This window comes from Priestia flexa (assembly GCF_021441905.1).
Taxonomy (GTDB): Bacteria; Bacillota; Bacilli; order Bacillales; family Bacillaceae_H; genus Priestia; species Priestia flexa.
In genome coordinates, this window is record NZ_CP090431.1 from 2994929 (window position 1) to 3018329 (window position 23401).

Genomic DNA, 23401 nt, shown 5'->3' on the forward strand with positions numbered 1-23401 from the left:
AAGCAAAAAAATAGTTTACTCCTATATAGAAGTAAACTATTAATTCATCACAAATTCTATTCTAAGAAATCCTTTAAGCGCTTGCTGCGGCTTGGATGTCTTAACTTACGTAGCGCTTTTGCTTCAATTTGACGAATACGTTCACGCGTTACGCCAAACACTTTTCCAACTTCTTCAAGTGTACGTGTACGACCATCATCTAAGCCAAAACGAAGACGCAGCACATTTTCTTCACGATCTGTTAACGTATCTAAGACGTCTTCTAATTGCTCTTTTAATAGTTCGTAAGCAGCGTGCTCAGAAGGCGATGTTGCATCTTGATCTTCAATGAAGTCACCTAAATGAGAATCATCTTCTTCACCAATAGGCGTTTCAAGTGAAACAGGCTCTTGCGCAATTTTTAAGATTTCACGTACTTTTTCTGGCGTTAAATCCATATCCTCTGCAATTTCTTCTGGAGATGGCTCACGACCTAAGTCTTGCAGTAATTGACGTTGAACACGAATTAACTTGTTAATTGTTTCTACCATGTGTACAGGAATACGAATTGTTCTTGCTTGGTCTGCAATCGCACGTGTGATGGCTTGACGAATCCACCATGTTGCATACGTACTAAATTTGTAACCTTTACGGTAATCAAACTTTTCAACTGCTTTAATTAGGCCCATATTTCCTTCTTGAATTAAATCTAAGAAAAGCATGCCGCGTCCTACATATCTCTTAGCAATACTTACAACTAGACGTAAGTTTGCTTCTGCTAAACGGCGCTTAGCTTCTTCATCGCCTTCTTCAATACGTTTTGCCAAGTTAATTTCTTCTTCAGCAGATAGAAGATCTACACGACCAATTTCTTTCAAATACATACGAACAGGGTCATTGATTTTTACTCCTGGTGGCACGCTAAGATCATTCAAATCAAACTCTTCTTCCTTAGACAATTGTTGAATATCTGGATCCGCATCTTCATTTGCTTCTGCTTCACTCATCACTTCAACACCTTGTTCACCAAGGAATTCATAGTATTCATCCATTTGGTCGGACTCAATTTCAAAATTTGCCATGCGCTCGGCAATTTCTTCATATGTGAGAACACCACGTTTTTTACCAATTTCAGTCAATTGTTCTTTGACTTGCTCTATTGTTAAATCTGAATCAAGTTGCTTTGAATGTGCTGATTTTTCAGCCATCAAATCCCCTCCTTCCAAAATTTTGAGGACACCTTTTTTAAAAGTGGGACTAATAAACACGTTTTATTTTAACGCCTTTTTTAATTCCAAAATTTCCATTGCAATCGTCGCAGCCTTTACATAATCCTTTTGACGCTCCGCTTCTTGCCTTTGCTGCTCTTTTTCTTTTATTATGGACTTCTTTTCATAATTCAACACTTGTTGAATGTAATCATGCAACGCTTGCTCCGACAATTCTTCGTTAATTGACATCATCGCTAGTTCCGAAGCTAAACCTGTCAGATTTGAATCAGGAATACGTTCGATAAAGTTGCTTGGGTTAGGACTATACCCTTCTTCGTAGTAACCATACAAGTATGTCACAAGAGCCCTATGTTCTTCTATATTAAACTGTGCTTGAAGCATATCTTGAATCCGAAACGCTATATCCCTGTCTTTTAGCATATATGCAATTAAATGCCTCTCTGCATTTTCATGTGCAGGAAGAAGGTTTTTTTTGGTGACAGGATGTCTTGATATAGTATTTCTATTCCAAAAATCATTATCCTTTTTCTTTTTCACTTCATGGCGAACTTGTTGCTGCTGTTCCTTTAAAGCATCTAATGAAATTGAAAACTCTTGAGACAGTTGCCTGAGGTAATAGTCTTTTTCGACCGCTTTTGTTAATTGACTAACTGCTTTTAACACTTCATCAATGTACTTCATGCGATCAGCTTCAATCTGCAAGTTCTTACCACGTCGCAAGTATCGCATTTTAAACGCCATAAGCGTCAAGCTGTTTTCAATGACTTCGTTTCGAAATTTTGCTGCTCCAAACTCTTTTATATAATCGTCAGGGTCATATCCATCCGGCATCGTGGCGACTTTTACTGAGCAGCCTGCATCTGTTAAAATATTCACAGCTTTATACGCAGCTTCAATACCTGCCGAGTCTGCATCATAGCATACAATAACGGATTCAACGTTTCGACGAATAATTTTTGCCTGCTCTTCTGTAAGCGCAGTACCCATCGTTGCAATTGACTGTTGACACTCAGCAGTAACCGATGAAATAACGTCTGCGAATCCTTCAAATAAAATGACTTGTTGATTTTTTCTGATGTGTTTTTTTGCACGGTGAAAATTGTAGAGTGTACGACTTTTATTAAAGATTGAAGTTTCGGGACTATTTAGATACTTAGGCTGCCCTTTTATCTCTTTTAATAGGCGACCTGAAAAAGCAATGGTTCTTCCTTGTAAGTCTGCAATAGGAAACATAACTCGATCTCGAAACCGATCGAAATAGCTTTCTTCTTGATTTCGTTTAATAATAAGACCTGCAGCTTCCATTTCATCTGGCTTAAATCCACGCTTTGTTAAAAACTTAGTAACGAAATCCCAGGAATCTAGCGCATATCCAATTTCAAACTCGTCTATAATTTCTCTTGTGAAACCACGGTTGATTAAATAGTCATAGGCTTCCTGGCCTTCTTTTGTATTTACCAATAAATGATGATAAAATTTCTTTAAAAGCTCATGTGCATCAACAAGGGCATTTTCTGACTTTGAACCCTCAGAGCTCGGCTGTTGCACTTCATATTCAAATGGAATGTTTCCTTTATCAGCAAGGTGTTGAGCAGCTTCGGTAAATGAAAGCCCCTCTAAATCCATAACAAATGAAAATGCGTTTCCTCCAGCTCCACAGCCAAAGCAATGATAAATTTGCTTATCTGGCGATACGGAAAACGATGGTGTATTTTCCCCATGAAACGGACACAGCCCAAAATAGTTTCGGCCCTGTTTCGTTAGCTGCACATAGTCGCTTATGACATCGACAATATCTACTGAACGCCGAATACGATCAATCACTTCATCAGGAATTCGATTTGCCATGTTAACAGCTCCGTATTTCTATAGTAATTCTTCATCAAAAGCTAAATTCCTTCACGTTTCGACAATATTTTTTCGAGTGCTGTGCTGAATTTTTCTCTGTCTTCATCGCTAAAAGCTTTAGGACCTTTTGAATAGCGACCTGCTTTTCTTTCCTTTGCTGAAACATATCGAAAAAAAAGAACCGTATCCATATCGTTCTCACTATATACTTTTCCACGTGGAGACAATACATAAACACGTCGACTAAGAAGCATGCTCGCTAACCCTGTATCCTGTGTTACAGCGACATCTCCTTGCTGAACATGATTTAAAATGTATAAGTCTACTGCTTCCTTCTCACTATCTACGTAAACCCACTTACCAGCTGAAGGGTTTGTTTGCATGTGAGCATATGAAGCAACAAAAACAACCTCAACGCAGTATGTATGTGCCAGTTCTACAATCTCTTTTTTTACAGGACACGCATCAGCATCGACAAAAATCGTATAGTTTCTTTTGCTATAACTCTGTATTCTACATCCCTCCACAGATTCCTTCTACCATTTGTAATTTCATGTAGATTGCGTTTGTCGAATACTTTTTAGACTCAATCCTTGACATTTATATAAATAGTTTATTCGTTCTTCACAAAGTCTAAACCTAAAACTATTCTTTTTTATCACAATTTTTAATTATAATATAACTACGCAATATTTTCTACCATAAAGTTAAAGAGTAGCCCTTCACGCAAAGGGCCATCATTCAGGAATGATGGCTCATAAAGCAACACAGTGTTGTCACGTCATTTCTTCGTGCAACTGACAACTGCTTTATTTCTTTTGTTGAATGATTTTCGCAATAATTCCAGCAGTCTCTTCTACAGCTCGATTTGAGACGTCCACTACTTCACATCCAATTTTATCAACAATTCCTTGGAAGAAATCTAACTCTTCTTTAATTCTTTCAATGTTTGCGTAAATAGCTTGGTCATTTAGTCCTAATGATTTTAAACGTTCTTTGCGAATATCATTCAATTTATCAGGACTAATCATCAGGCCAATGCATTTTTTAGGCGACACGTGAAAGAGTTCTTCTGGTGGATCTACTTCCGGTACGATTGGAACGTTAGCCACCTTTAAACGTTTATGAGCTAAAAACTGAGACAGCGGCGTTTTAGACGTTCGTGATACTCCAATGAGCACAATATCTGCTCGCAGAATGCCTCTTGGATCTCGTCCATCATCATATTTAACTGCAAATTCAATCGCTTCCACTTTTTTGAAATAATCATCATCTAGCTTGCGAACCGTTCCTGGTTCATATCTTGGCGATAGCTGATAGGATGATTGAATTTTATCAATAAGCGGTCCAATAATATCAAAAACTTCCACGCTTTTTTTAGCCGCTTCGTTCAGCAAAAAGTTTCGCATTTCTGGTTTCACAAGTGTAAATCCAATAATTCCATTATTCAACTTAGCCAAAGATACCACTTCTGCTAACGTAGCAGTATCTTCTACATAAGGAACTCGTTTAATAATAAACTCCGTCATATTAAATTGACTGGAAGCTGCTTTGACAACTAATTCTGCTGTTTCCCCAACCGAATCTGAAATTACATATAAGCATGGGTTGTTCATTTTGGCACATCCCCTTAATCATTTTAATCACTTCGATTATAATACTTCATCATGAGCCAGTGCTACTAGTAATTTTGTGATATTTGTTTTGGTCACTCTTCCTACTACCTCAAGTCCTGCGTCTACTTTTTTCACCACGGGAATGGCATCAATTTGTTTCTCAATCAGCACTTGTGCAATATCAATGAGAAGCTCTTCACGATGACAATATGTAATGTTAGGCATCCTAGTCATAATAATATGAACAGGAATTGATGTAAGCTCTTGTTTCCCGATGCTGGCACGCAGCAAGTCTTTTCGAGATAGAACTCCTACTAATAACGACTGTTCATCCACAACAAACAACGTTCCTACATCTTCTAGAAACATCGTACAAATCGCATCGTATACGGACACATTCTCATTGACTACAACAGGAATAGATTGATAGTCCTGAACTTGGATTTTTTTGATTTTATCCGTTAGCAGCTGCGCCCCTGTTTTTCCTGTATAGAAATAACCCACACGAGGTCGTGCTTCTAAATAACCTGCCATTGTTAAAATCGCTAAGTCCGGTCGCAGCGTTGCACGCGTTAAGTTTAGCTTATCTGCAATATGCTCTCCAGTAATGGGACCTTGATCTTTTACAATCTGTAAGATGTGCTCTTGTCTTTTATTTAGTTCGATTTTAATCACCACCTAACCGTTAAATGTGACATACTATTTATAAAAACATTATATACTTTTTATTCAAAAGTAAAAGATGAAAAGATATATTTTTCAAAAGGATTTTTTATTCTATCACGTTACGGCCAAAAAAACATGAAAGATGCCTGTAACTTTTTTAATGACTATTCGCTTTTTTAAATCAATAGTAAAAAGGGCGTCTCAAATATTACTTTATCCTTTGAGGCACCCTCACGTTATGTTATAAAACTCATACGTAACCTTTATTCGCTTTTAGTTGGCAGTGCCGCTTTCAAAGATTCCATTTGAGTTAAAAATCGCTTTGTTTTTAAATACAAGCCTGAATACTCATCATAATATTGATCAATAATAAAGTGCAATTGTTTTTTCGTTTCCGGCTTAACTGAAATAGAGCCTAGTCTTTTTAAATCCATATAATAAAATAAGCGCAGTAATTTAACGGTCATGGGCGTCAGTTTAAAATGATACGGATCTTTTTCTAGGCAACGGTGACAAATAAAGCCCCCTTCGCGTACAGAAAAGTGGAAAGTTCCTTCTTTTGCATGACAGACCGCGCATTCATCAAGAATTGGATATAAACCTAGTACATTCAACATCTTCATTTCATAGATATACATTAAAATTTCAGTATCGTATCCTTCATTCATATAATGAATCGTTTGGTAAAGCAGCTCAAACAGAAACGGATTTGGCTTGTTGTTATCTGTTCCCTTATCCGTTAATTCAAGAATATAAGAAGCATACGCGGTTGTAAAAATATCTTCGCGTATGCTTCTCATAGAAGAAATCACTTCACCTTGCTGAAGAGTTCCCATTCCTGAACCTGCTTGTATAAAGAAATAGCCATACGTAAATAACTGTGTCACAGAAGCTAAACGGCTACTCGGCTTCTTCGCGCCCCTGGCCATTAAGCCTACCTTGCCCAATTCACGTGAATAGATGGTTACAATTTTATTTGATTCACCATAGTCATTCGTTCGAATAACAATACCTTCACATTTTTTAAACAAACTTTATCACCTACTGTTGGGAAGGCTACGAAACTGGAGAATTGAGACCGTCAGTATCATCTTCGTGTGCTTCAGGCCCTTCTATTACCTCTTTTTCAAGTTCTTTGAAAAGAAGGTATGTATCGATACTACCTGTTTGTGAAAAGACGTTCCAAGTAAAATTCAACATAGAACTCCCACCTTTCTAATCGTATAGATCAGATACAATTTCAATTCCTTACGTTTAGAATAGCCTTCCTAGCTAAAATCATGTAACACAATTTTTTACAATTTGTGATGTGTTAATTTAATATTCATCTTCTCTAAAACCATAGTCTCTTAAGTGTGATGAACGGTTGCGCCAATCTTTTTGCACCTTCACCCAAAGCTCTAAGAATACTCTTGAACCTAGTAAAGCTTCAATATCAGCACGCGCTTTTCTACCTACTTCTTTTAGCATTTTCCCTTGCTTTCCGATGACGATGCCTTTTTGAGAATCGCGTTCAACAATAATTGTTGCTCCGACGTATATAGCACCGTTATCTCGCTTTTGCATGGAGTCCATGACAACTGCAATGGAGTGAGGAATTTCTTCGCGCGTTGAATGCAATACCTTTTCACGAATTAATTCCGTAATGATAAAACGCTCTGGATGGTCCGTTACTTGATCAGCAGGATAGTATTGCGGACCTTCTGGAAGCACTTTTTTAATTTGCTCTAACAAACGCTCTACATTGTTTCCTTGCAAAGCAGAAATTGGGATAATTTCAGCGAAAGGATATAGATCCTTATACGTTGTGATAATTGTAAACAACTCATCTGGGTGAATTTCATCAATTTTGTTAATGACTAAAAACACGGGTGTCTTTGTCTCTTTTAAACGCTCAATGATAAACTCATCACCACGACCTAACCCTTCAGCTGCGTTTACCATAAACAGCACAAGATCTACTTCTTTTAAGGTATTTTGCGCAACTTTCATCATAAAGTCCCCAAGCTTATGCTTAGGCTTATGAATCCCAGGTGTATCAATGAACACAATCTGTGCCTCATCTTCTGTATAAACGCCTTGAATTTTATTACGAGTTGTCTGTGGCTTGTCGCTCATAATGGCGATTTTCTGCCCAATTACTCGATTTAAAAAGGTAGACTTCCCAACATTAGGTCTACCAATAATTGAAACAAAACCTGATTTAAATGTATGATTACTCATGTAAAGCCTCCGATGATTGATCCATTCATAATATTCTTATCACCTTTTCTACAACACGTAATCAGTTTAGCGTGCTGTAAAAAAGAGCAAATCTTACTATAGCATCATTATAGCACAACGCTATATAGAGAATACAAACAACTCATGAAAAGAAGATGTATTTCCAAAAGATAAGGATGCCAATAACAACAGCAAAACACGCATAAACCAACACTGCCGCAGCGGCAGCATCTTTTGCGTGCTTTGCTAAAGGATGACGTTTAGTTGTAATTAAATCCACTGTTTTTTCAACAGCCGTATTCATAAGTTCTAAGCTAAACATACCTGCAATTAACAGCAGAACAACCAGCCATTCTGTTAATGAGATACGAAACCACAAGCTTGCTAAGATAACTACAAAGGAAGCGAAAACATGAATTTTCATGTTTGCTTCCTTTGTAACTACATACTTAAATCCTTCTATTGCATAGCCAAAGCTACGAACTAATCGTCTTATTCCTCTTTTATCGCGTGAGTCCATGCTCATCTAAAATATCCTTTTGACGTGTAAACATTTGCTTCTCATCTTCAACCGTTTCGTGATCATAACCAAGCAAATGTAAGAAACCATGTACGGTTAAAAAACCTAGTTCGCGCATAAAGGAGTGGCCATACTCTTCAGCTTGCTCAACTGTTCTTGGAACGGAAATAATAATATCGCCTAAAACTCGCGGCATTTCCTCTCCAAAGATTTCAATCTCCCCTTCGCCCATTTCCTCTAAAGCAAAAGAAATAACGTCCGTCGGCTTGTCCTTGTCACGATATTCACGGTTGATTTCTTGAATACGTTCATTGTTTACAAACGTAATTGATACTTCTGTTCCGTCTTCTACACCTTCTTTAGCAGCAGCTACTGCTAATAAGGCTTCTAATGTTTCTTTTTGTTCATTTGTTATTTCATTTGTTTCATCAATAAAGTCAATTAATAAACTCATGCTTTCACCTTCTGTTTTTTTAATTCAGGATACTCAATACGAGAATGGAATATACCATTTAGCGTCTCACAAAGAGCTTGTCTAATCAATTCCAATTCTTTTAATGTAATATCACATTCAATAAACTGCTCATCTTCAACTCTGTCATTAATGATGCTTCGCACTAGCTTCTCAATCTTTTCTGGGGTTGGATTGGGCATCGAACGCACAGCAGCCTCTACGCTGTCTGCAATGCAGATGACGGCTGCTTCTTTTGTTTGGGGCTTAGGCCCCTCGTAACGATAGTCTTCTTCTTTTATTTCTTCTTCTGTTTGTTCCAATGCTTTATGATAGAAGAACTTTAATAAAGACGTTCCATGATGCTGCTCGGCAATATCAACAATCTCTTTTGGTAGCTTATGCTTGCGCAAAATAGCCGCTCCGTCTGTTGTATGAGATGTAATGATATTTTTGCTGACTTTTGGAGATAACGCATCATGTGGATTACGAATATTCATTTGGTTCTCAATAAAATATTGAGGACGCTTCGTTTTACCAATATCGTGATAGTAGGCCCCTACGCGTGCGAGCAAACCGTTCGCTCCAATTGTTTCACAAGCAGCTTCTGAAAGGTTAGCTACCATTACGCTATGATGATACGTACCCGGCGTTTCCGTTAAGATTTTTCTCAGTAAAGGATGATTTGGACTAGATAGTTCAATTAGCTTCATTGTTGATAAAATACCAAAGCCACTTTCAAAGAAAGGAAGCAAACCAATGGCTAATACTGAAGAGATAATGCCAGATGCCATTGCCATTAAGCTATAATAACCAAGCTCCATTGTATCTAACTGACCATTTTTAATAAAAATAATTGATAGACTAACAATCACATTCATTAGTGCGACAACGAGTCCTGCTTGAAGCACTCTTGCCTTGCGCTGTTTGTCCATTAAAAACAAGATAGCTGTAATATTACTAATCAAAAAGTAAATCCCTATATTCATATTAAACGCTGTTGTCAATTCACCGTTAAAAATAATGCTACCGCAAATGGCAAAAATGATGCTGGAAATAATGGCAATCTTCTCATTCATTAACACTCGCAGCAAAATACCACCAACAGCCACAGGGGCTAAGTAGCCAATTTCAGATAAATCAATTCGTTGAAAAAAGCTTAAGATTTTCATTAAAGCAATCGTAATACTTGTGATAATTGCATATAAAAGGAGTGGCTTATATGTATTTGCATGAAGGCCTCGCAAATAAAAAGCTGCTCCACCAATCATAATAATAATTAGCAAGCTTAAGCCAATAAACGGTTGCAGCATTCCTTTATTGTTTAACAGCCCAGCAAGCTGAAGCTGACGGTAGATATCCGCATTGATGAGCTGATTTTCTTCCACAATAATTTGACCTTGCTTAATCCGCACAGGCTCTATTTTTTCAACTGCTGCCTGGCGATTTTCAGATGTTTTTTGTGGATCGTAAATGACATTTGGAATAATAGAAGATCTTGCGATTTCATTCATCGCAGCCTTTAGGCTAGAACTTACATTAGTTGTATACACCAGCTGCCCCTCAGCTTGGTCTTTCATTTCTTCTAAGTCACTAATCATAACTTGGTTTTTCATTACGTGGTGGACTGCTGTAACAACCGCATCTTTTGCAACCGATAATTCTTCTTTGTTCGTCTGTAAAAGCTCGCTAATTGCCTTGTCAGATAGACCCTTACGAATATTATCTGGAAGCTTGTCCTGCAACATTTCTTGCTTGCTTGTTTCGCTTTTATTTTCTAACTGATCGTACTCTTTATTCACTTCAATAATAGCATCAAAAATAGATGCAACAAGATCGACCTGGTTTTGTGCATATTCTGTTTTTTGTGTATACACATCTTCAACTGCTTCTTTTGCCTCTGCCTTCTTCTTTTCTGTACTTTCTTTATCTTCAATTGTCACAGGTGAGTAAATCGTCTCCGGTGAAATCGATAGAAGCCTCAAGTCCAATTCTTCTGGCTTTACATTGCTGTACATAGACGCAAACATAATGAGACCAATTAAAGCATATAACCCTAGTTGAATTAACCGCAGCTTTTCGATCTGTGCCATTGTTTGTTTAAAAAACCGAAACTTTGACACACCAATTTCCCCCTTTTACAAAAAATAGACCCTAAATTAAAGGGTCTCTTTGTCAAATTGGTCATACGCTTGAATGATTCGACCAACCAATGGATGACGAACGACATCTGATTGATCTAAATGGATAAACGAAATGCCTGTTACATTATTTAATATTTTTGTAACTGACCCTAATCCAGACTTCACACCTCTAGGCAAGTCCACCTGTGATACGTCACCTGTAATAATCATTTTTGACCCGAAACCCAATCGAGTTAAAAACATTTTCATCTGTGCTAATGTTGTATTTTGCGCCTCGTCTAAAATGACAAAAGCATCGTCTAATGTACGGCCACGCATATAAGCAAGTGGAGCAATCTCAATTACTCCTCTTTCTATTAGTCGCTGCGTATGCTCCGTTCCTAACACATCATGCAGCGCATCATATAGTGGTCGTAAATAAGGATCTACCTTTTCTTTTAAATCTCCTGGTAAAAAACCTAAGCTTTCCCCTGCTTCAACAGCTGGGCGCGTTAAAATAATACGCTTTACAAAACCATTTTTTAAGGCGTTAACGGCCATTACTACGGCTAAATACGTTTTTCCCGTTCCCGCTGGCCCAATACCAAATACAAGGTCATTCTTTTTAATAGCAGAAATATAGTGACTTTGCCCTAATGTCTTAACACGAATTGACTTACCCTGTACATTTTTGGCAATCTCTTCTTCATATACATCTTCAAAAAACTCCAGCGTACCTTTTTTAGCAAGCTGAATTGCATAGACAACATCTCGTTCTGAAATTGTAATGTTTTTACGAATAATTGTTACTAGCTTCTTTAACATTTCTTCAACGGTTTGTACATCTTCAGGGTTACCTGAAACAATGACTGTTTCACCTCGAGAGATGATGTTTACATTCATTTCTTCTTCAATTCTTTTCAAGTTAACATCCTGAACACCGAATAAAGAAATTGCTTCGTTTGAATCGTCAAGTTGTACGTTAATTGTTACTAGCTGTTCTGACATTCCTCAATCTCCTTGAATAATTGGTTGGGTACTCGCAATATTTTCTATAACTTGGTAATGTATTGATAATTTTACTTTACCATTCTCAAGTTGCTGGTGCAAAACTTTTTCACCTTTTATTTCAGCATCTTCACTTAAAAATGCTTTTAATTGTTTTCGACCCGTTTCAAGCCCTTTGGCAACGGCTTCTTGTTTAGAGTATACCCGTTTTGTAGTTTGATCTTCTCTTATAATCACTTTTTCATAAGAAAGGGGTGTTTTCCACTTGAAAAAGTACAGCGGCTTCACTTCTTTTTCAACTTTTGTCGTTCTATACTTTTCTTTTGAAAACGCCCAAAGCGGCATTTTAAATGCGCTTAAATCTAAGTAGTGCTTATTATAGGATTCTCCAGTCAGCACATGAAAATTAGTTTCCAGTGGAACTTCTACTTCAGACCTGTACCATGTCTCCCCATAAACTTCCCCTTTTGCTGATACAACCTTCTTATTTTTCTCGTTACCAATAATACCAGAAACGAGTACTTCACCTTCATTTACCACGTCGTTTACTTTTACCAAAGGTTGTCCTTTCTCAACAAACATTTTTGTAATCGTTGCTTTTTTAGCTGCAACTAAATGCTGATGAGATGATTTCTCCTGCTGCTTTGGTTCATTCTTCTCAACAACTTGAAAGTGATAAGAAGTTCCCTTAACCTCTACACCGACCCATGTGATATTATTCATGGAGTCGGTTAAGTAACGCTGTATTTGCTCAGGACTACCTAATGAAAATTGAAATTCTCCTCTCTTAACGCCAACTTCCTTTAGCTTCTTGGTCATTTCATATTCTGTTTCTGGAGAAGCTCCAGTTATCTCAACTTTCCATATCATATTAGATAGCAGCGTAAGCAAAAGAAAAAAAGAAAGAACGCCTAATACAAACCCGCTGTTTCTCCACATTGTTTTTGTTAAAAAAGGAAAGCCTTGCCGACGTACAAAATAAATTTTGCAGTCAGCTTTTCGAATCAGTATACGAATTTTTTTGACGTCTTTCAACAAAATAGTGGCTGTAATACAACCCTCTTCTACTTTTTTGACATGAGAGATCATAATTCCTTGGCGCACGCATAAATTCACAAAACGTTCAATACCTTTTCCAACAATTCGAATTCGAACGGTTCCAATAATAAAGTTTGTCCATCCATTCTTCATTATGTTCCTCCTACCCTTACTGTTCTAAATAAAGAACTTGATTAATTTTCCCTTCTAACACTAATTCTTCAGGTAAAATCACCTTTATCACGAGTCCTTCACCGCGGACTAGCATTTGTCCCTGCTTCAACAACACTCGTATTTCAGTATCAGAAAAGGCTAATAAACCTTTGTGATTTTCAATATATATGTGTATTTGTCCAACTAACGTAATCCGAGGAAGATCCATTAACACATCAGCGGGTAGTTCCATCGTTTTCGTCATCCATCTTTTCATTTGCTGTCTCCATGTTTTGCTCATAAAAAAGAACCCCCTTTCATCTCATGTTTATGAGAAAGGGGGTTAATGTATCACATCTATTTATCTTTTATAACTTCGTCTTTTCGACTTTGGCGGTCCTAGTACTTCCGACCAAATAACACCTTGAATTGCTGCTTTCTTCGAAAACACAACGGGACGAGTAGATGTATCCTGCTTTTTGTCGATAGATGAAACTGAGCTCGTTCCAGCTCGCTTTGGTATTTCTCTTTGAGTCTTTAATTGTTCAAGCTTTTCCTGAAGCTCATTCCGAACGGCTTGAGCCTCTTCTTTCATATCTTTCTTAGCTTCTACTACCGTTTCTTTTTTGTTGCGCTCAGAAGGACGATAGGGTATTCGTTTTGGTCGATTTCTCTCTTCTCTAGAAGTAGGATTACCAACAGGAGGCATTGGCTGGCGCTGTGGGCGTTTTTCTTCCTCTTCTGCCCCTGAACCAATATAACGTTGAATAACGTTTAAAATAAAGCCTCCGACGATGATAACAAGAAAGAGATTTCCGATAATAAATTCAAATATGCCTTGAATTATGTTCATGAGGAGAGCCCTCCTTATTTCTCTTCGTCATCCTGTCCCATTTTGCCGATAGAATCTCTCATGTCCGTGTCTGCATCAATGTTTCGGATATTCATATAATCCATCACGCCAAGGTTACCAGAGCGCAGTGCTTCTGCCATCGCTAACGGAACTTCCGCTTCGGCTTCTACTACTTTTGCACGCATCTCTTCTACTTTTGCACGCATTTCTTGTTCTTGTGCTACAGCCATTGCACGGCGCTCTTCCGCTTTTGCTTGTGCAATGTTTTTGTCAGCTTCCGCTTGGTCAATTTGAAGGACTGCACCAATGTTTTTACCGATATCGATATCTGCAATATCAATTGATAGAATTTCAAAGGCTGTTCCTGAATCCAACCCTTTTGTTAAAACTGTTTGTGAAATCATATCTGGGTTTTCTAATACCTTTTTATGATCTTGCTGAGAACCAATTGTAGAAACAATCCCTTCACCGACACGAGCAATAACTGTTTCTTCTCCAGCTCCCCCTACTAAACGGTCAATGTTTGCACGTACTGTAATACGAGCTTTTGCTTTTACTTCAATACCATCCATCGCCACACCTGAAATAAAAGGTGTTTCAATTACTTTTGGATTAACGCTCATTTGAACAGCTTCTAACACATTACGACCCGCTAAGTCAATCGCAGCTCCACGTTCAAATGGTAGTTCAATGTTTGCACGCTGAGCAGCAATTAACGCATTAACCACGCGGTCAACGTTACCACCTGCTAAGTAGTGGCTCTCTAGCTGATTTGTCGAAACATCCAGTCCAGCTTTACTTGCTTTAATCAATGGATTTACAACGCGAGACGGGATAACGCGACGTAATCTCATTCCGACTAGTGTAAAGATACTAATACGTACACCTGCTGCTAATGCTGAAATCCACAGCATTACCGGTACAAACGTAAAGAATACGGCTAATAGTATAATGCCTAAGCCAATTGCAACAAAAAATAATAAGCTACCTGGTTCCATTATTTAACTTCCTCCTCGGTTGGTAAGTCTTTCACTTTTCGTACCACAACTCGTGATCCTTCTACTTTCATCACTTTCACTTTAACATCTTTTGCTAAATAATTCCCCTCTGATACTACGTCGATGTATTCATCATTGATTGAAACTGTACCAGATGGTCGAAGTGGTGTAATTGTTACCCCTTCTTTACCGATCAATTCATAACGATTTTGATTAGAAACATAACCCGACTCTGTATTAAGTGAGTCACTTAATACCATCTTTCTCAACGTTTTCATTCTCTTACCAAAAAATTTCATCATAACAAACGCTCCTCCCAAAGCAACAGCACAAGCAATGATTAACGACACTCCCATTTGCACGTAGTTATCCGTAGTGAGAAAGAAACTAACAAAAATAGCCCCTAACCCAATTATTCCTAATATTCCACCTGGTAAGAAAAGCTCTAAAAGCAGAAGAACAATTCCAATAATAAATACAATAATTGCTTCCATTCCTGCTAATCCCGCTACCAGATGACCATAAAAGAATAGAAGTAGCGCACCAATTCCCATGGAACCAGCTAAACCAAACGTTGGTGTATAAAGCTCAATCACTAAACCTAGTCCTCCTATCGACAGCAAAATTGGTACGACTACTGGATTGGTAACGAAGCGAGCGATATGCTCTGCCCAGCTAACCTTTGTTGTAATCACATCCGAATTTTCATAGCCTAATTTATCTAATAGCTCATTTAAATTAGCAACTGTTCCTTCAGAATATTGTACGTCTTCCGCTTGTTTAGGAGTCAGCGTTAGCAGTTCTTTATTCGTTATGTCCAGCTCTGGCAGCTCAATCGATTTATCTGCCATTGCCATTGCATATTTTGGGTCGCGTCCATTTTGCTCAGCGGCGCTTTTCATCGCTGATAGCCAATAAGACTGTGCTTTGTCGTCCGCTGCGTTACCTGACCCATCAATAACAGCTGCAGAACCCATTGTTGATCCAGGAGTCATATAAATTTCATCCGCATTTAAGGCAATGTATGCCCCTGCGGATAATGCTTTTTTATTGACGAGCGCAACAATGGGAATATCCGTTTTTGTAATACTTTTTCCAATATCAGAAGCAGCATCTACGGCCCCACCAGGCGTATTAATATCTAACACAATTAAATCTGCCTTTTCGGTTTCTGCTTCTTTAATACTACGGTTTAAAAAAGCGAGAAGTCCTTTTTCAACTGTATCCTCAACTGGAATGACATATACTTTCTCTGAACTAGCAGTGAAGGCTTGTGGCAAGAAACAAAGTATGATAAACGTAGCGACAATGATGCTTACAGTTATTTTTTTCACTTATTCTATCACCCCTCCTCTCTTTGCATCATATGAGTGCTTATCTTCTTATACGATTAACTTTACAAATAGTTTCAAGTTTTTGAAACTTTTTATGTATGAATATGAACCTATAACATATAAAAAACACCTTACGTGTGTAAGGTGTTTTTTACGATAAGTGTTGAAGAACAAGCTTATTTACAAGAGAGCCATCAGCTTTACCTTTCACTTTAGGCATAAGCGCTCCCATAACTTTCCCCATATCAGCTTTAGAGGAAGACTGCGTTTCTTCAATCGTTGCTTTAATCAATTCGCTTAACTCTTCTTCACTTAGTTGCTTAGGCGCATAAGCTTCTAATATAACTAATTCAGAATGAATTTTATCAACAAGATCTTGACGACCTGCTTTCTCAAATTCATGGAGGGAGTCTTTACGTTGTTTGAATTCGCGAGAAATAACCGTCAACTCGTCTGCTTCAGTTAGATCGTGGCCCAACTTAATGGCTTCATTTTGAAGAGATGCTTTTACCATGCGAATCACAGTTAGCTTCTCTTTCTCTTTGTTTTTCATCGCTTGCTTCATATCACTATTTAAACGCTCGAGAAGACTCATAATAAATCCACCCTCTTATTAGAACTTGCGCTTTCTAGCAGCTTCAGATTTCTTCTTACGCTTTACGCTAGGCTTTTCATAGAATTCGCGCTTTCTTGCTTCTTGTAACGTACCAGTTTTTGAAACTGAACGTTTGAAGCGACGAAGAGCATCTTCAAGCGATTCGTTTTTACGAACAACTGTTTTTGACATTCTAATTCCCTCCCTCCGAACAAAACCACTAACATCATAATGACATGTGTTAGACATGTCTTTTGCCATTATAATATAATGAACTCTTAAGGTCAACCAGTTTAAATAAAGTAATAAACCCATTCAATTGTATTTTATGAATTCACTTATTAAACCATACCCATTTTCTCAATCAATTATAAAACTTGCACACGCAGGCTTTCTTTATCTTCCAAACCTGCGTGTGCTTTTTGAAATTAAGAGCTTAGTTTAACGCGATCTGCTGGCATTTCTACATCGTCCATCACACGTACAAACTCACCTTCGTTATATGGGTAACCAGCTTTAGAAATTTTTACTTTCACAAGCTTTCCAACCATTTCTTCCGTTGCTGGGAACACTACTTTCAAATAGTTATCCGTGTAACCAACGTACAGATTGCTATTTGATTCTTCTTTGTAACGTTCTTCCGGAATAACTTCCAATACTTCACCTTCAAATTCTGAAGCATACTCTTTCGCCAGTTGATTTGAAAGCTCGATTAAGCGATGTACGCGCTCGTTTTTCACTTCTTCATCAATTTGGTCGTCCATGCGAGCAGCAGGTGTACCTGTACGCTTAGAGTATGGGAACACGTGAAGCTCTGAGAATTTATGCTCTCTAATGAAGTTGTATGTTTCCATAAACTCTTCTTCTGTTTCACCAGGGAATCCTACAATTACATCAGATGTAATCGCAAGTCCAGGTAACGCTTCTTTTAAGCGTGTCAAACGCTCTCCAAAGAATTCCATTGTGTACTTACGACGCATGCGTTTTAACACCGTATTTGACCCGGACTGAAGGGGCACGTGTAAATGACGAACAACCATTTCAGATTTATCCAACACGTCGATAACTTCGTCTGTAATCTGACTAGCTTCAATTGATGAAATACGGATGCGTTTTAATCCTTTTACTTGAGACTCTAAATCACGTAATAGCTGTGCAAGATTATAATCTTTCATATCTTCACCGTAGCCACCCGTATGAATTCCCGTTAAAACAATCTCTTTATAACCAGCATCTACTAATTGTTGAGCTTGCGCTACAACTTCTTTTGGATCGCGTGAACGCATTAAACCTCTTGCCCAAGGAATGATACAAAACGTACAGAAATTGTTACAGCCTTCTTGGATTTTCAAGGATGCACGCGTACGGTCCGTGAAAGCTGGTACGTCTAATTCTTCATATACGCGTGTTTTCATGATATTTCCTACGCCGTTAATCGGCTGGCGCTCTTGTTTAAATTGTTCAATGTAATCTAGCATCTTCACGCGATCTTGTGTACCTACAACGATATCAACGCCAGGAATCGCCATTATTTCTGCTGGTGATGTTTGTGCGTAACATCCTGTTACACAAATAACAGCATCTGGATTTTTACGAATTGCACGACGAATTACTTGGCGACTTTTTTTATCACCTGTGTTCGTTACCGTACAGGTATTGATAACATATACATCAGCAGTTTGTTCATATTCTACGCGATCGTAGTTAGCTCCTTTAAACAACTGCCAAATAGCTTCTGTTTCATAGTGATTCACTTTACACCCTAACGTGTGGAAAGCAACTGTTGGCATTGTGTTCACCCCATTAACTCAGTTTGATATGAAATAGCAGATAGCACGTATAGCGGTGCTGTTTCTGCACGTAAAATTCGAGGACCGAATCCACATTTAATAAATTGATGTTCTTCTAAAAACGCAACTTCTTGTTCTGTGAGTCCACCTTCTGGTCCAATAACAACCAAAAGCGAATCACCTGGCTGTAGATTAGATAAAACATGATGCAAATTAGAAGACTCACCTTGCTTAGCTACTTCTTCATACGCTACAATTTTATGCGTACAGTCGCTTGCTGCAACGAGCTGTTTTAAAGTCATCGGACTGTCAACAGCTGGCACTATGGTACGATGAGATTGCTCTGCAGCTTCCTTTGCAATTTTGTTCCATCGCTCTAATTTCTTTTTACCTTTTTTCTCGTCCCATTTCACAATGGAGCGATCCGCAATAAAAGGGATAAACCTCGTTGCGCCAAGTTCTGTCCCTTTTTGAATAATAAGCTCAAGCTTATCCCCTTTAGGCAACCCGCTCACAATCGTCACTGTCACAGGCATTTCTTTTTCTTCACTTAACCATTCTATAATAGATCCTTGAATTTCGTCAGTGGAAATCATTTCAATCTCACAGAGAGCCGCTTGTCCATTTTCATTGCAACAAATAATACGTTCTCCTTCTGACATTCTCATTACTCGCTGAATGTGGTGAGCATCTGATTCAGTAATTCTCACCGTTTTATCAACAAATTGATCATTTTTTAGAAAATAACGTTGCACAGCTACACCTTCTCACTTATCAAGCTTGTTTAGTCGCAATAATAGCTACCCAATCTTCCATCATTGTTACTTCTTCAATAACAAATCCAGCCTTCACAAGCGCTTCTTTTACTTCTTCTTTCTTGGCACTAATTATGCCTGATGTAATAAATGAACCGCCTGGCTTCAGAACCGCATATGCATCGTCAACAAAACGAACAATAATTTCTGCTAGAATATTTGCAACAACAACGTCTACAGGTCCTTCAACATTATTTAAAAGGTTATTTTGAGCAACCGTTACAGCATCTTGCACTTTGTTTAGCTTTACGTTTAAACGAGCAGAACGAACGGCTACTTCATCAAGATCAAGTGCTCTTACAGATTTTGCTCCAAGCATTGCTGCACCAATACTTAAAACGCCAGAACCTGTTCCAACATCGATAACCGTATCATTTTCTTTAACCGTTCGTTCAAGTCCTTGCAAAGACATGACCGTTGTTGGGTGGGTCCCTGTTCCAAACGCCATCCCTGGATCTAATTCAATAATTAATTCATCTGTGTTGACTTTTTCATAGTTTTCCCAAGTAGGGACAATTGTAAAACGCTCAGATATTTTTACAGGATGATAATATTTCTTCCATGCAGTTGCCCACTCTTCTTCATTTACCTCACTGATTGTCACCTTGTTTGCACCTAAATCAAAGTCATAAACTAACAGGCCGTTAATAGCCTCTTTAATACCTTCAACCGTCTCACCTAAGAAGCTATTTACAGGAAGGTATGCTTTTACAATTACGCCTTCTTCAGGGTAATCATCGGCATTAAGCTGGTAGATTTCCCCAAAAGTTGTATCCCTTTCTTTTATTAAATCTGCAGGATCTTCGATTACAACACCGCTCGCTCCTGATTCATGTAAAATATGTGAGATTGGTTCAATCGCTTCCTGTGTCGTATGAATACAAATTTCAGACCATTTCATCTCTACCAACTTCATCCCTTCTATTTTTTCACTTCATTTTGTTTTATGACAGCTGACAGGTTGGTAAAGCATTTTACCAACCTGTCAGTGTTTACTATTCGCCTTTAATTGCTCTCTTTACTTTTGCAAAGAAAGAATCGTGCTGCTCATCAACTGCTTCTTGTCCGCTTAATTCTGCGAATTCTCGGATCAATTGTTTTTGTTTCTCAGAAAGCTTTGTTGGTGTAACAACGCGCACGTGAATATGCTGGTCACCCTGACCATATCCTCGAACGTTTGCTACACCTTTCCCTTTTAGTCGGAACCTCGTACCTGTTTGCGTACCTGCAGGAATTTTCAACTTTACTTTTCCATGCAGCGTCGGTACTTCCACTTCATCTCCCAGTGCGGCTTGTGCAAAGGTTAACGGCATTTCACAATAAATATCATCACCGTCACGCTCAAAGAGTTCATGTGATCGAACGTTAAACACAACGTATAAGTCTCCAGATGGACCGCCATTTGCACCAGGTTCTCCTTGGCCACTCACGCGAAGCTGTTGACCATCATCCACACCAGCTGGAATTTTCACATTAATTTTGCGACGTTTTGTTACTTTTCCTTCTCCGTGACATGTTGAACATTTCTGCTCAATTTTCTTACCAGTTCCATTACAATGATGGCAAGCACGACGGTTTACTACACGACCAAACGGCGTGTTTTGTTCCACATTTAATTGCCCAGAACCGTTACAGTGTGAACATGTGCTTACTTTTGTACCTGGCTTTGCACCTGACCCATTACATGTGTCACATGTTTCTTCACGAGGAATTTCAATTGTTGTTTCTTTCCCAAATACCGCTTCTTCAAACGATAACGTCATCGTATATTGTAAATCGGCACCTTGTCTTGGCGCATTAGGGTCTCTTCTACGACCTCCACCACCAAAGATTGAACTAAAAATATCTTCAAAGCCAAAGCCGCCAAAGTCTGATCCGCCGCCAAAACCACCAAAGCCTTGATTTGGATCAGTATGACCAAATTGATCATAGTGTGCTTTCTTTTGATCATCACTCAATACTTCATATGCTTCTTTGACTTCTTTAAATTGCTCTGCAGCATCCTCGGCTTTATTAATATCTGGATGATATTTTTTTGAAAGCTTACGGTACGCTTTTTTAATTTCATCTTTTGTAGCGCCTTTGCTGATGCCGAGTACTTCATAGTAATCTCGCTTACTCATCAATACTCACTCCCGAATCGTTTCACATAAACGTAATTGTATCATCATTAATCTTTCCATCGCAACAGAAAAGTTAAGCGACACACCGAACCTATTGTGAATTGCTATTTTTGTACGTTAAAAAAGTCAAAGCCAAGAGATAGCTTGACTTTGACTTTTGAAATCCTGTGAATTGCACCGTGGCGTCCTTCACATTAGTCGTCAAGATGCATTATTTTTTATCGTCGTTTACTTCTTCAAACTCTGCATCTACAACATCATCGTTTTGAGCGCCTTCGCCACCAGCTGCTTGTTGAGCTTGCTCGTACATTTTCACCGTTAGAGTTTGAACAACCTCTTGAAGTTCATCTTTTTTCGCTTTGATTTCTTCAAGGTCATTCTTTTCAATTGCAGCTTTTAACGCATCTTTTGCTTCGTTAGCTTTTGTTACTTCCGCTTCTTCAACCTTACCTTCAAGGTCTTTCAACGTTTTTTCAGTTGTAAATACAAGTTGATCTGCTTCATTGCGTAATTCAACTTCTTCTTTACGCTGTTTATCTGCATCCGCATTATCTTCTGCTTCTTTTACCATGCGTTCGATTTCATCATCTGATAAACCAGTAGAAGACTTGATTGTAATTGCTTGCTCTTTATTTGTACCTAAATCTTTTGCACGTACGTTTACGATACCGTTTTTATCAATATCAAAACTTACTTCAATTTGAGGTACACCACGTGGAGCTGGTGGAATGTCCGTTAATTGGAAACGACCTAACGTTTTGTTGTCAGCTGACATTGGACGTTCACCTTGAAGCACATGAATGTCTACAGCCGTTTGGTTATCAGCTGCCGTTGAGAATACTTGTGATTTACTTGTAGGAATTGTTGTGTTTCGCTCAATTAGCTTTGTAAATACGCCACCCATTGTTTCAATTCCTAGAGATAATGGCGTTACATCTAGTAATACTACGTCTTTTACATCACCAGTTAATACGCCACCTTGAATTGCTGCACCTAAAGCAACAACTTCATCAGGATTTACGCCTTTATGAGGCTCTTTACCAGTTTCTTTTTTAATTGCTTCTTGTACAGCTGGAATACGAGTAGAACCACCAACTAAAATAACTTTATCTAGTTCACTTGCAGAAAGACCAGCATCTTGTAATGCTTGACGTACTGGAGCCATTGTACGCTCTACTAGGTCTGCAGATAACTCTTCAAACTTCGCGCGTGATAGCGTTACTTCTAAGTGAAGTGGTCCAGCTTCGCCAGCTGTGATAAATGGTAATGAAACTTGTGTAGAAGTTACACCAGATAAATCTTTCTTCGCTTTTTCAGCAGCATCTTTTAGACGTTGAAGCGCCATTTTATCTTTAGCTAAATCAATGCCATTTTCTTTTTTAAACTCAGCTACTAAGTAGTCGATGATTACTTGGTCAAAATCATCTCCACCAAGACGGTTGTCACCAGCAGTTGAGCGTACTTCGAATACACCATCGCCTAGTTCTAGAATCGATACGTCAAACGTACCTCCACCTAAGTCATATACTAGTACAGTTTGATCTTCGTCTGTTTTTTCTAATCCGTATGCAAGAGCAGCTGCTGTTGGTTCGTTGATGATACGCTCAACTTCTAAACCAGCAATTTTACCAGCATCTTTTGTTGCTTGACGCTCAGCATCGTTAAAGTATGCAGGAACTGTAATAACCGCTTTTGTTACAGGCTCACCTAAGTATTCTTCTGCATATCCTTTTAAATGTTGAAGAATAATTGCTGACATTTCTTGAGGTGTATACTCTTTCCCTTCAGCTTCTACTTTGTGATCTGTACCCATATGACGTTTAATTGAGATGATTGTGTTTGGGTTTGTAATTGCTTGACGCTTTGCTACTTCCCCAACTTGACGCTCACCGTTTTTAAACGCAACAACAGATGGTGTTGTACGATTTCCTTCTGGATTTGGGATTACTTTTGGCTCGCCGCCTTCTAAAACAGCGACACAAGAGTTCGTTGTACCTAAATCGATACCAATGATTTTACTCATGTAAAATAACCTC

Annotated in this window: 24 protein-coding genes; all 24 read right to left on the reverse strand. The window is 38.4% G+C overall.

From position 1 onward, the window contains the following. Nucleotides 1-56: 56 nt before the first annotated feature. The 24 genes from rpoD to dnaK all read right to left on the reverse strand — a co-directional run bounded on the left by rpoD (nucleotide 57) and on the right by dnaK (nucleotide 23388). Nucleotides 57-1187, reverse strand: coding sequence for an RNA polymerase sigma factor RpoD (rpoD, locus tag LZP85_RS15450; RefSeq protein WP_061784756.1), 1131 nt, complete (start codon nucleotides 1185-1187; stop codon nucleotides 57-59). Between the two features lie 63 nt (nucleotides 1188-1250). Beyond that, a complete protein-coding gene (gene dnaG / locus LZP85_RS15455; protein WP_119543640.1) occupies nucleotides 1251-3059 on the reverse strand; it encodes a DNA primase in 1809 nt (602 codons plus the stop codon). 41 nt (nucleotides 3060-3100) lie between these two features. Beyond that, nucleotides 3101-3586, reverse strand: coding sequence for a YaiI/YqxD family protein (locus LZP85_RS15460; protein WP_061784758.1), 486 nt, complete (start codon nucleotides 3584-3586; stop codon nucleotides 3101-3103). Nucleotides 3587-3868: 282 nt separating this feature from the next. Beyond that, nucleotides 3869-4675 carry a pyruvate, water dikinase regulatory protein gene (locus LZP85_RS15465; RefSeq protein ID WP_234561790.1) on the reverse strand — a complete coding sequence of 269 codons (807 nt, stop codon included), beginning with the start codon at nucleotides 4673-4675 and terminating at the stop codon, nucleotides 3869-3871. A 36-nt stretch (nucleotides 4676-4711) separates the two neighbouring features. Next, nucleotides 4712-5350 carry a transcriptional regulator CcpN gene (locus LZP85_RS15470; RefSeq protein ID WP_090752854.1) on the reverse strand — a complete coding sequence of 213 codons (639 nt, stop codon included), beginning with the start codon at nucleotides 5348-5350 and terminating at the stop codon, nucleotides 4712-4714. A gap of 254 nt (nucleotides 5351-5604) precedes the next feature. Continuing rightward, complete coding sequence (gene recO, locus LZP85_RS15475; protein WP_025911629.1) at nucleotides 5605-6372, reverse strand: DNA repair protein RecO; 768 nt, start codon at nucleotides 6370-6372, stop codon at nucleotides 5605-5607. A gap of 25 nt (nucleotides 6373-6397) precedes the next feature. After that, on the reverse strand, nucleotides 6398-6541 hold the full coding sequence (locus LZP85_RS15480; protein WP_064484023.1) for a YqzL family protein: 144 nt from the start codon (nucleotides 6539-6541) through the stop codon (nucleotides 6398-6400). 117 nt (nucleotides 6542-6658) lie between these two features. Continuing rightward, nucleotides 6659-7564: a GTPase Era gene (gene era, locus LZP85_RS15485; protein ID WP_025911630.1), complete on the reverse strand. Its 906-nt coding sequence runs from the start codon at nucleotides 7562-7564 to the stop codon at nucleotides 6659-6661. 142 nt (nucleotides 7565-7706) lie between these two features. Further along, on the reverse strand, nucleotides 7707-8090 hold the full coding sequence (locus tag LZP85_RS15490) for a diacylglycerol kinase family protein (RefSeq protein WP_025911632.1): 384 nt from the start codon (nucleotides 8088-8090) through the stop codon (nucleotides 7707-7709). Continuing rightward, nucleotides 8068-8538 (reverse strand): rRNA maturation RNase YbeY, encoded by a 471-nt coding sequence (gene ybeY, locus LZP85_RS15495; RefSeq protein WP_025911633.1) that lies wholly within the window; start codon nucleotides 8536-8538, stop codon nucleotides 8068-8070. The genes LZP85_RS15490 and ybeY overlap by 23 nt, the downstream gene beginning before the upstream one ends. Then, complete coding sequence (locus LZP85_RS15500; protein WP_374955890.1) at nucleotides 8535-10628, reverse strand: HD family phosphohydrolase; 2094 nt, start codon at nucleotides 10626-10628, stop codon at nucleotides 8535-8537. Before LZP85_RS15500 ends, ybeY begins: the two co-directional genes overlap by 4 nt. A gap of 66 nt (nucleotides 10629-10694) precedes the next feature. After that, nucleotides 10695-11666, reverse strand: a complete 972-nt coding sequence (locus tag LZP85_RS15505) for a PhoH family protein (RefSeq protein WP_025911635.1) — start codon at nucleotides 11664-11666, stop codon at nucleotides 10695-10697. A 3-nt stretch (nucleotides 11667-11669) separates the two neighbouring features. Next, entirely contained in the window at nucleotides 11670-12857 is a 1188-nt protein-coding gene (gene yqfD / locus LZP85_RS15510) for a sporulation protein YqfD (protein WP_119543638.1), read from the reverse strand. 16 nt (nucleotides 12858-12873) lie between these two features. After that, nucleotides 12874-13158: a sporulation protein YqfC gene (yqfC, locus tag LZP85_RS15515; RefSeq protein WP_025911638.1), complete on the reverse strand. Its 285-nt coding sequence runs from the start codon at nucleotides 13156-13158 to the stop codon at nucleotides 12874-12876. Between the two features lie 60 nt (nucleotides 13159-13218). Continuing rightward, nucleotides 13219-13710, reverse strand: a complete 492-nt coding sequence (locus LZP85_RS15520; protein WP_061784760.1) for a hypothetical protein — start codon at nucleotides 13708-13710, stop codon at nucleotides 13219-13221. A gap of 14 nt (nucleotides 13711-13724) precedes the next feature. Beyond that, the gene (gene floA, locus LZP85_RS15525; protein WP_100346805.1) at nucleotides 13725-14708 is read right to left on the reverse strand and encodes a flotillin-like protein FloA; all 984 of its coding nucleotides are present in this window, start codon (nucleotides 14706-14708) and stop codon (nucleotides 13725-13727) included. Next, a complete protein-coding gene (locus tag LZP85_RS15530) occupies nucleotides 14708-16042 on the reverse strand; it encodes an NfeD family protein (protein ID WP_061784762.1) in 1335 nt (444 codons plus the stop codon). The genes floA and LZP85_RS15530 overlap by 1 nt, the downstream gene beginning before the upstream one ends. Nucleotides 16043-16193: 151 nt before the next feature. Continuing rightward, nucleotides 16194-16637, reverse strand: coding sequence for a GatB/YqeY domain-containing protein (locus LZP85_RS15535; protein ID WP_025911644.1), 444 nt, complete (start codon nucleotides 16635-16637; stop codon nucleotides 16194-16196). A gap of 18 nt (nucleotides 16638-16655) precedes the next feature. Continuing rightward, nucleotides 16656-16829, reverse strand: a complete 174-nt coding sequence (rpsU, locus tag LZP85_RS15540; RefSeq protein WP_003152957.1) for a 30S ribosomal protein S21 — start codon at nucleotides 16827-16829, stop codon at nucleotides 16656-16658. Between the two features lie 236 nt (nucleotides 16830-17065). Beyond that, complete coding sequence (gene mtaB, locus LZP85_RS15545; protein ID WP_119543637.1) at nucleotides 17066-18427, reverse strand: tRNA (N(6)-L-threonylcarbamoyladenosine(37)-C(2))-methylthiotransferase MtaB; 1362 nt, start codon at nucleotides 18425-18427, stop codon at nucleotides 17066-17068. A gap of 5 nt (nucleotides 18428-18432) precedes the next feature. After that, the gene (locus tag LZP85_RS15550) at nucleotides 18433-19182 is read right to left on the reverse strand and encodes a 16S rRNA (uracil(1498)-N(3))-methyltransferase (protein ID WP_061784763.1); all 750 of its coding nucleotides are present in this window, start codon (nucleotides 19180-19182) and stop codon (nucleotides 18433-18435) included. 19 nt (nucleotides 19183-19201) lie between these two features. Further along, nucleotides 19202-20143, reverse strand: a complete 942-nt coding sequence (gene prmA, locus LZP85_RS15555) for a 50S ribosomal protein L11 methyltransferase (protein ID WP_234562265.1) — start codon at nucleotides 20141-20143, stop codon at nucleotides 19202-19204. 94 nt (nucleotides 20144-20237) lie between these two features. Beyond that, nucleotides 20238-21365: a molecular chaperone DnaJ gene (gene dnaJ, locus LZP85_RS15560; RefSeq protein WP_025911650.1), complete on the reverse strand. Its 1128-nt coding sequence runs from the start codon at nucleotides 21363-21365 to the stop codon at nucleotides 20238-20240. A gap of 211 nt (nucleotides 21366-21576) precedes the next feature. Beyond that, complete coding sequence (gene dnaK, locus LZP85_RS15565; protein WP_119543634.1) at nucleotides 21577-23388, reverse strand: molecular chaperone DnaK; 1812 nt, start codon at nucleotides 23386-23388, stop codon at nucleotides 21577-21579. Between the last annotated feature and the right edge of the window lie 13 nt (nucleotides 23389-23401).

Bases quoted from the DNA above. Each gene is read 5' to 3' on its own strand.
- LZP85_RS15500 (WP_374955890.1), bottom strand. From the start codon at position 10,628: ATGGCACAGATCGAAAAGCTGCGGTTAATTCAACTAGGGTTATATGCT.
- yqfD (WP_119543638.1), bottom strand. From the start codon at position 12,857: ATGAAGAATGGATGGACAAACTTTATTATTGGAACCGTTCGAATTCGA.
- LZP85_RS15520 (WP_061784760.1), bottom strand. From the start codon at position 13,710: ATGAACATAATTCAAGGCATATTTGAATTTATTATCGGAAATCTCTTT.
- dnaJ (WP_025911650.1), bottom strand. From the start codon at position 21,365: ATGAGTAAGCGAGATTACTATGAAGTACTCGGCATCAGCAAAGGCGCT.
- floA (WP_100346805.1), bottom strand. From the start codon at position 14,708: ATGGAACCAGGTAGCTTATTATTTTTTGTTGCAATTGGCTTAGGCATT.
- LZP85_RS15480 (WP_064484023.1), bottom strand. From the start codon at position 6,541: ATGTTGAATTTTACTTGGAACGTCTTTTCACAAACAGGTAGTATCGAT.
- LZP85_RS15505 (WP_025911635.1), bottom strand. From the start codon at position 11,666: ATGTCAGAACAGCTAGTAACAATTAACGTACAACTTGACGATTCAAAC.
- dnaG (WP_119543640.1), bottom strand. From the start codon at position 3,059: ATGGCAAATCGAATTCCTGATGAAGTGATTGATCGTATTCGGCGTTCA.
- era (WP_025911630.1), bottom strand. From the start codon at position 7,564: ATGAGTAATCATACATTTAAATCAGGTTTTGTTTCAATTATTGGTAGA.
- rpoD (WP_061784756.1), bottom strand. From the start codon at position 1,187: ATGGCTGAAAAATCAGCACATTCAAAGCAACTTGATTCAGATTTAACA.
- prmA (WP_234562265.1), bottom strand. From the start codon at position 20,143: ATGAAATGGTCTGAAATTTGTATTCATACGACACAGGAAGCGATTGAA.
- LZP85_RS15490 (WP_025911632.1), bottom strand. From the start codon at position 8,090: ATGAGCATGGACTCACGCGATAAAAGAGGAATAAGACGATTAGTTCGT.
- yqfC (WP_025911638.1), bottom strand. From the start codon at position 13,158: ATGAGCAAAACATGGAGACAGCAAATGAAAAGATGGATGACGAAAACG.
- LZP85_RS15535 (WP_025911644.1), bottom strand. From the start codon at position 16,637: ATGAGTCTTCTCGAGCGTTTAAATAGTGATATGAAGCAAGCGATGAAA.
- mtaB (WP_119543637.1), bottom strand. From the start codon at position 18,427: ATGCCAACAGTTGCTTTCCACACGTTAGGGTGTAAAGTGAATCACTAT.
- LZP85_RS15465 (WP_234561790.1), bottom strand. From the start codon at position 4,675: ATGAACAACCCATGCTTATATGTAATTTCAGATTCGGTTGGGGAAACA.
- dnaK (WP_119543634.1), bottom strand. From the start codon at position 23,388: ATGAGTAAAATCATTGGTATCGATTTAGGTACAACGAACTCTTGTGTC.
- ybeY (WP_025911633.1), bottom strand. From the start codon at position 8,538: ATGAGTTTATTAATTGACTTTATTGATGAAACAAATGAAATAACAAAT.
- rpsU (WP_003152957.1), bottom strand. From the start codon at position 16,829: ATGTCAAAAACAGTTGTTCGTAAAAACGAATCGCTTGAAGATGCTCTT.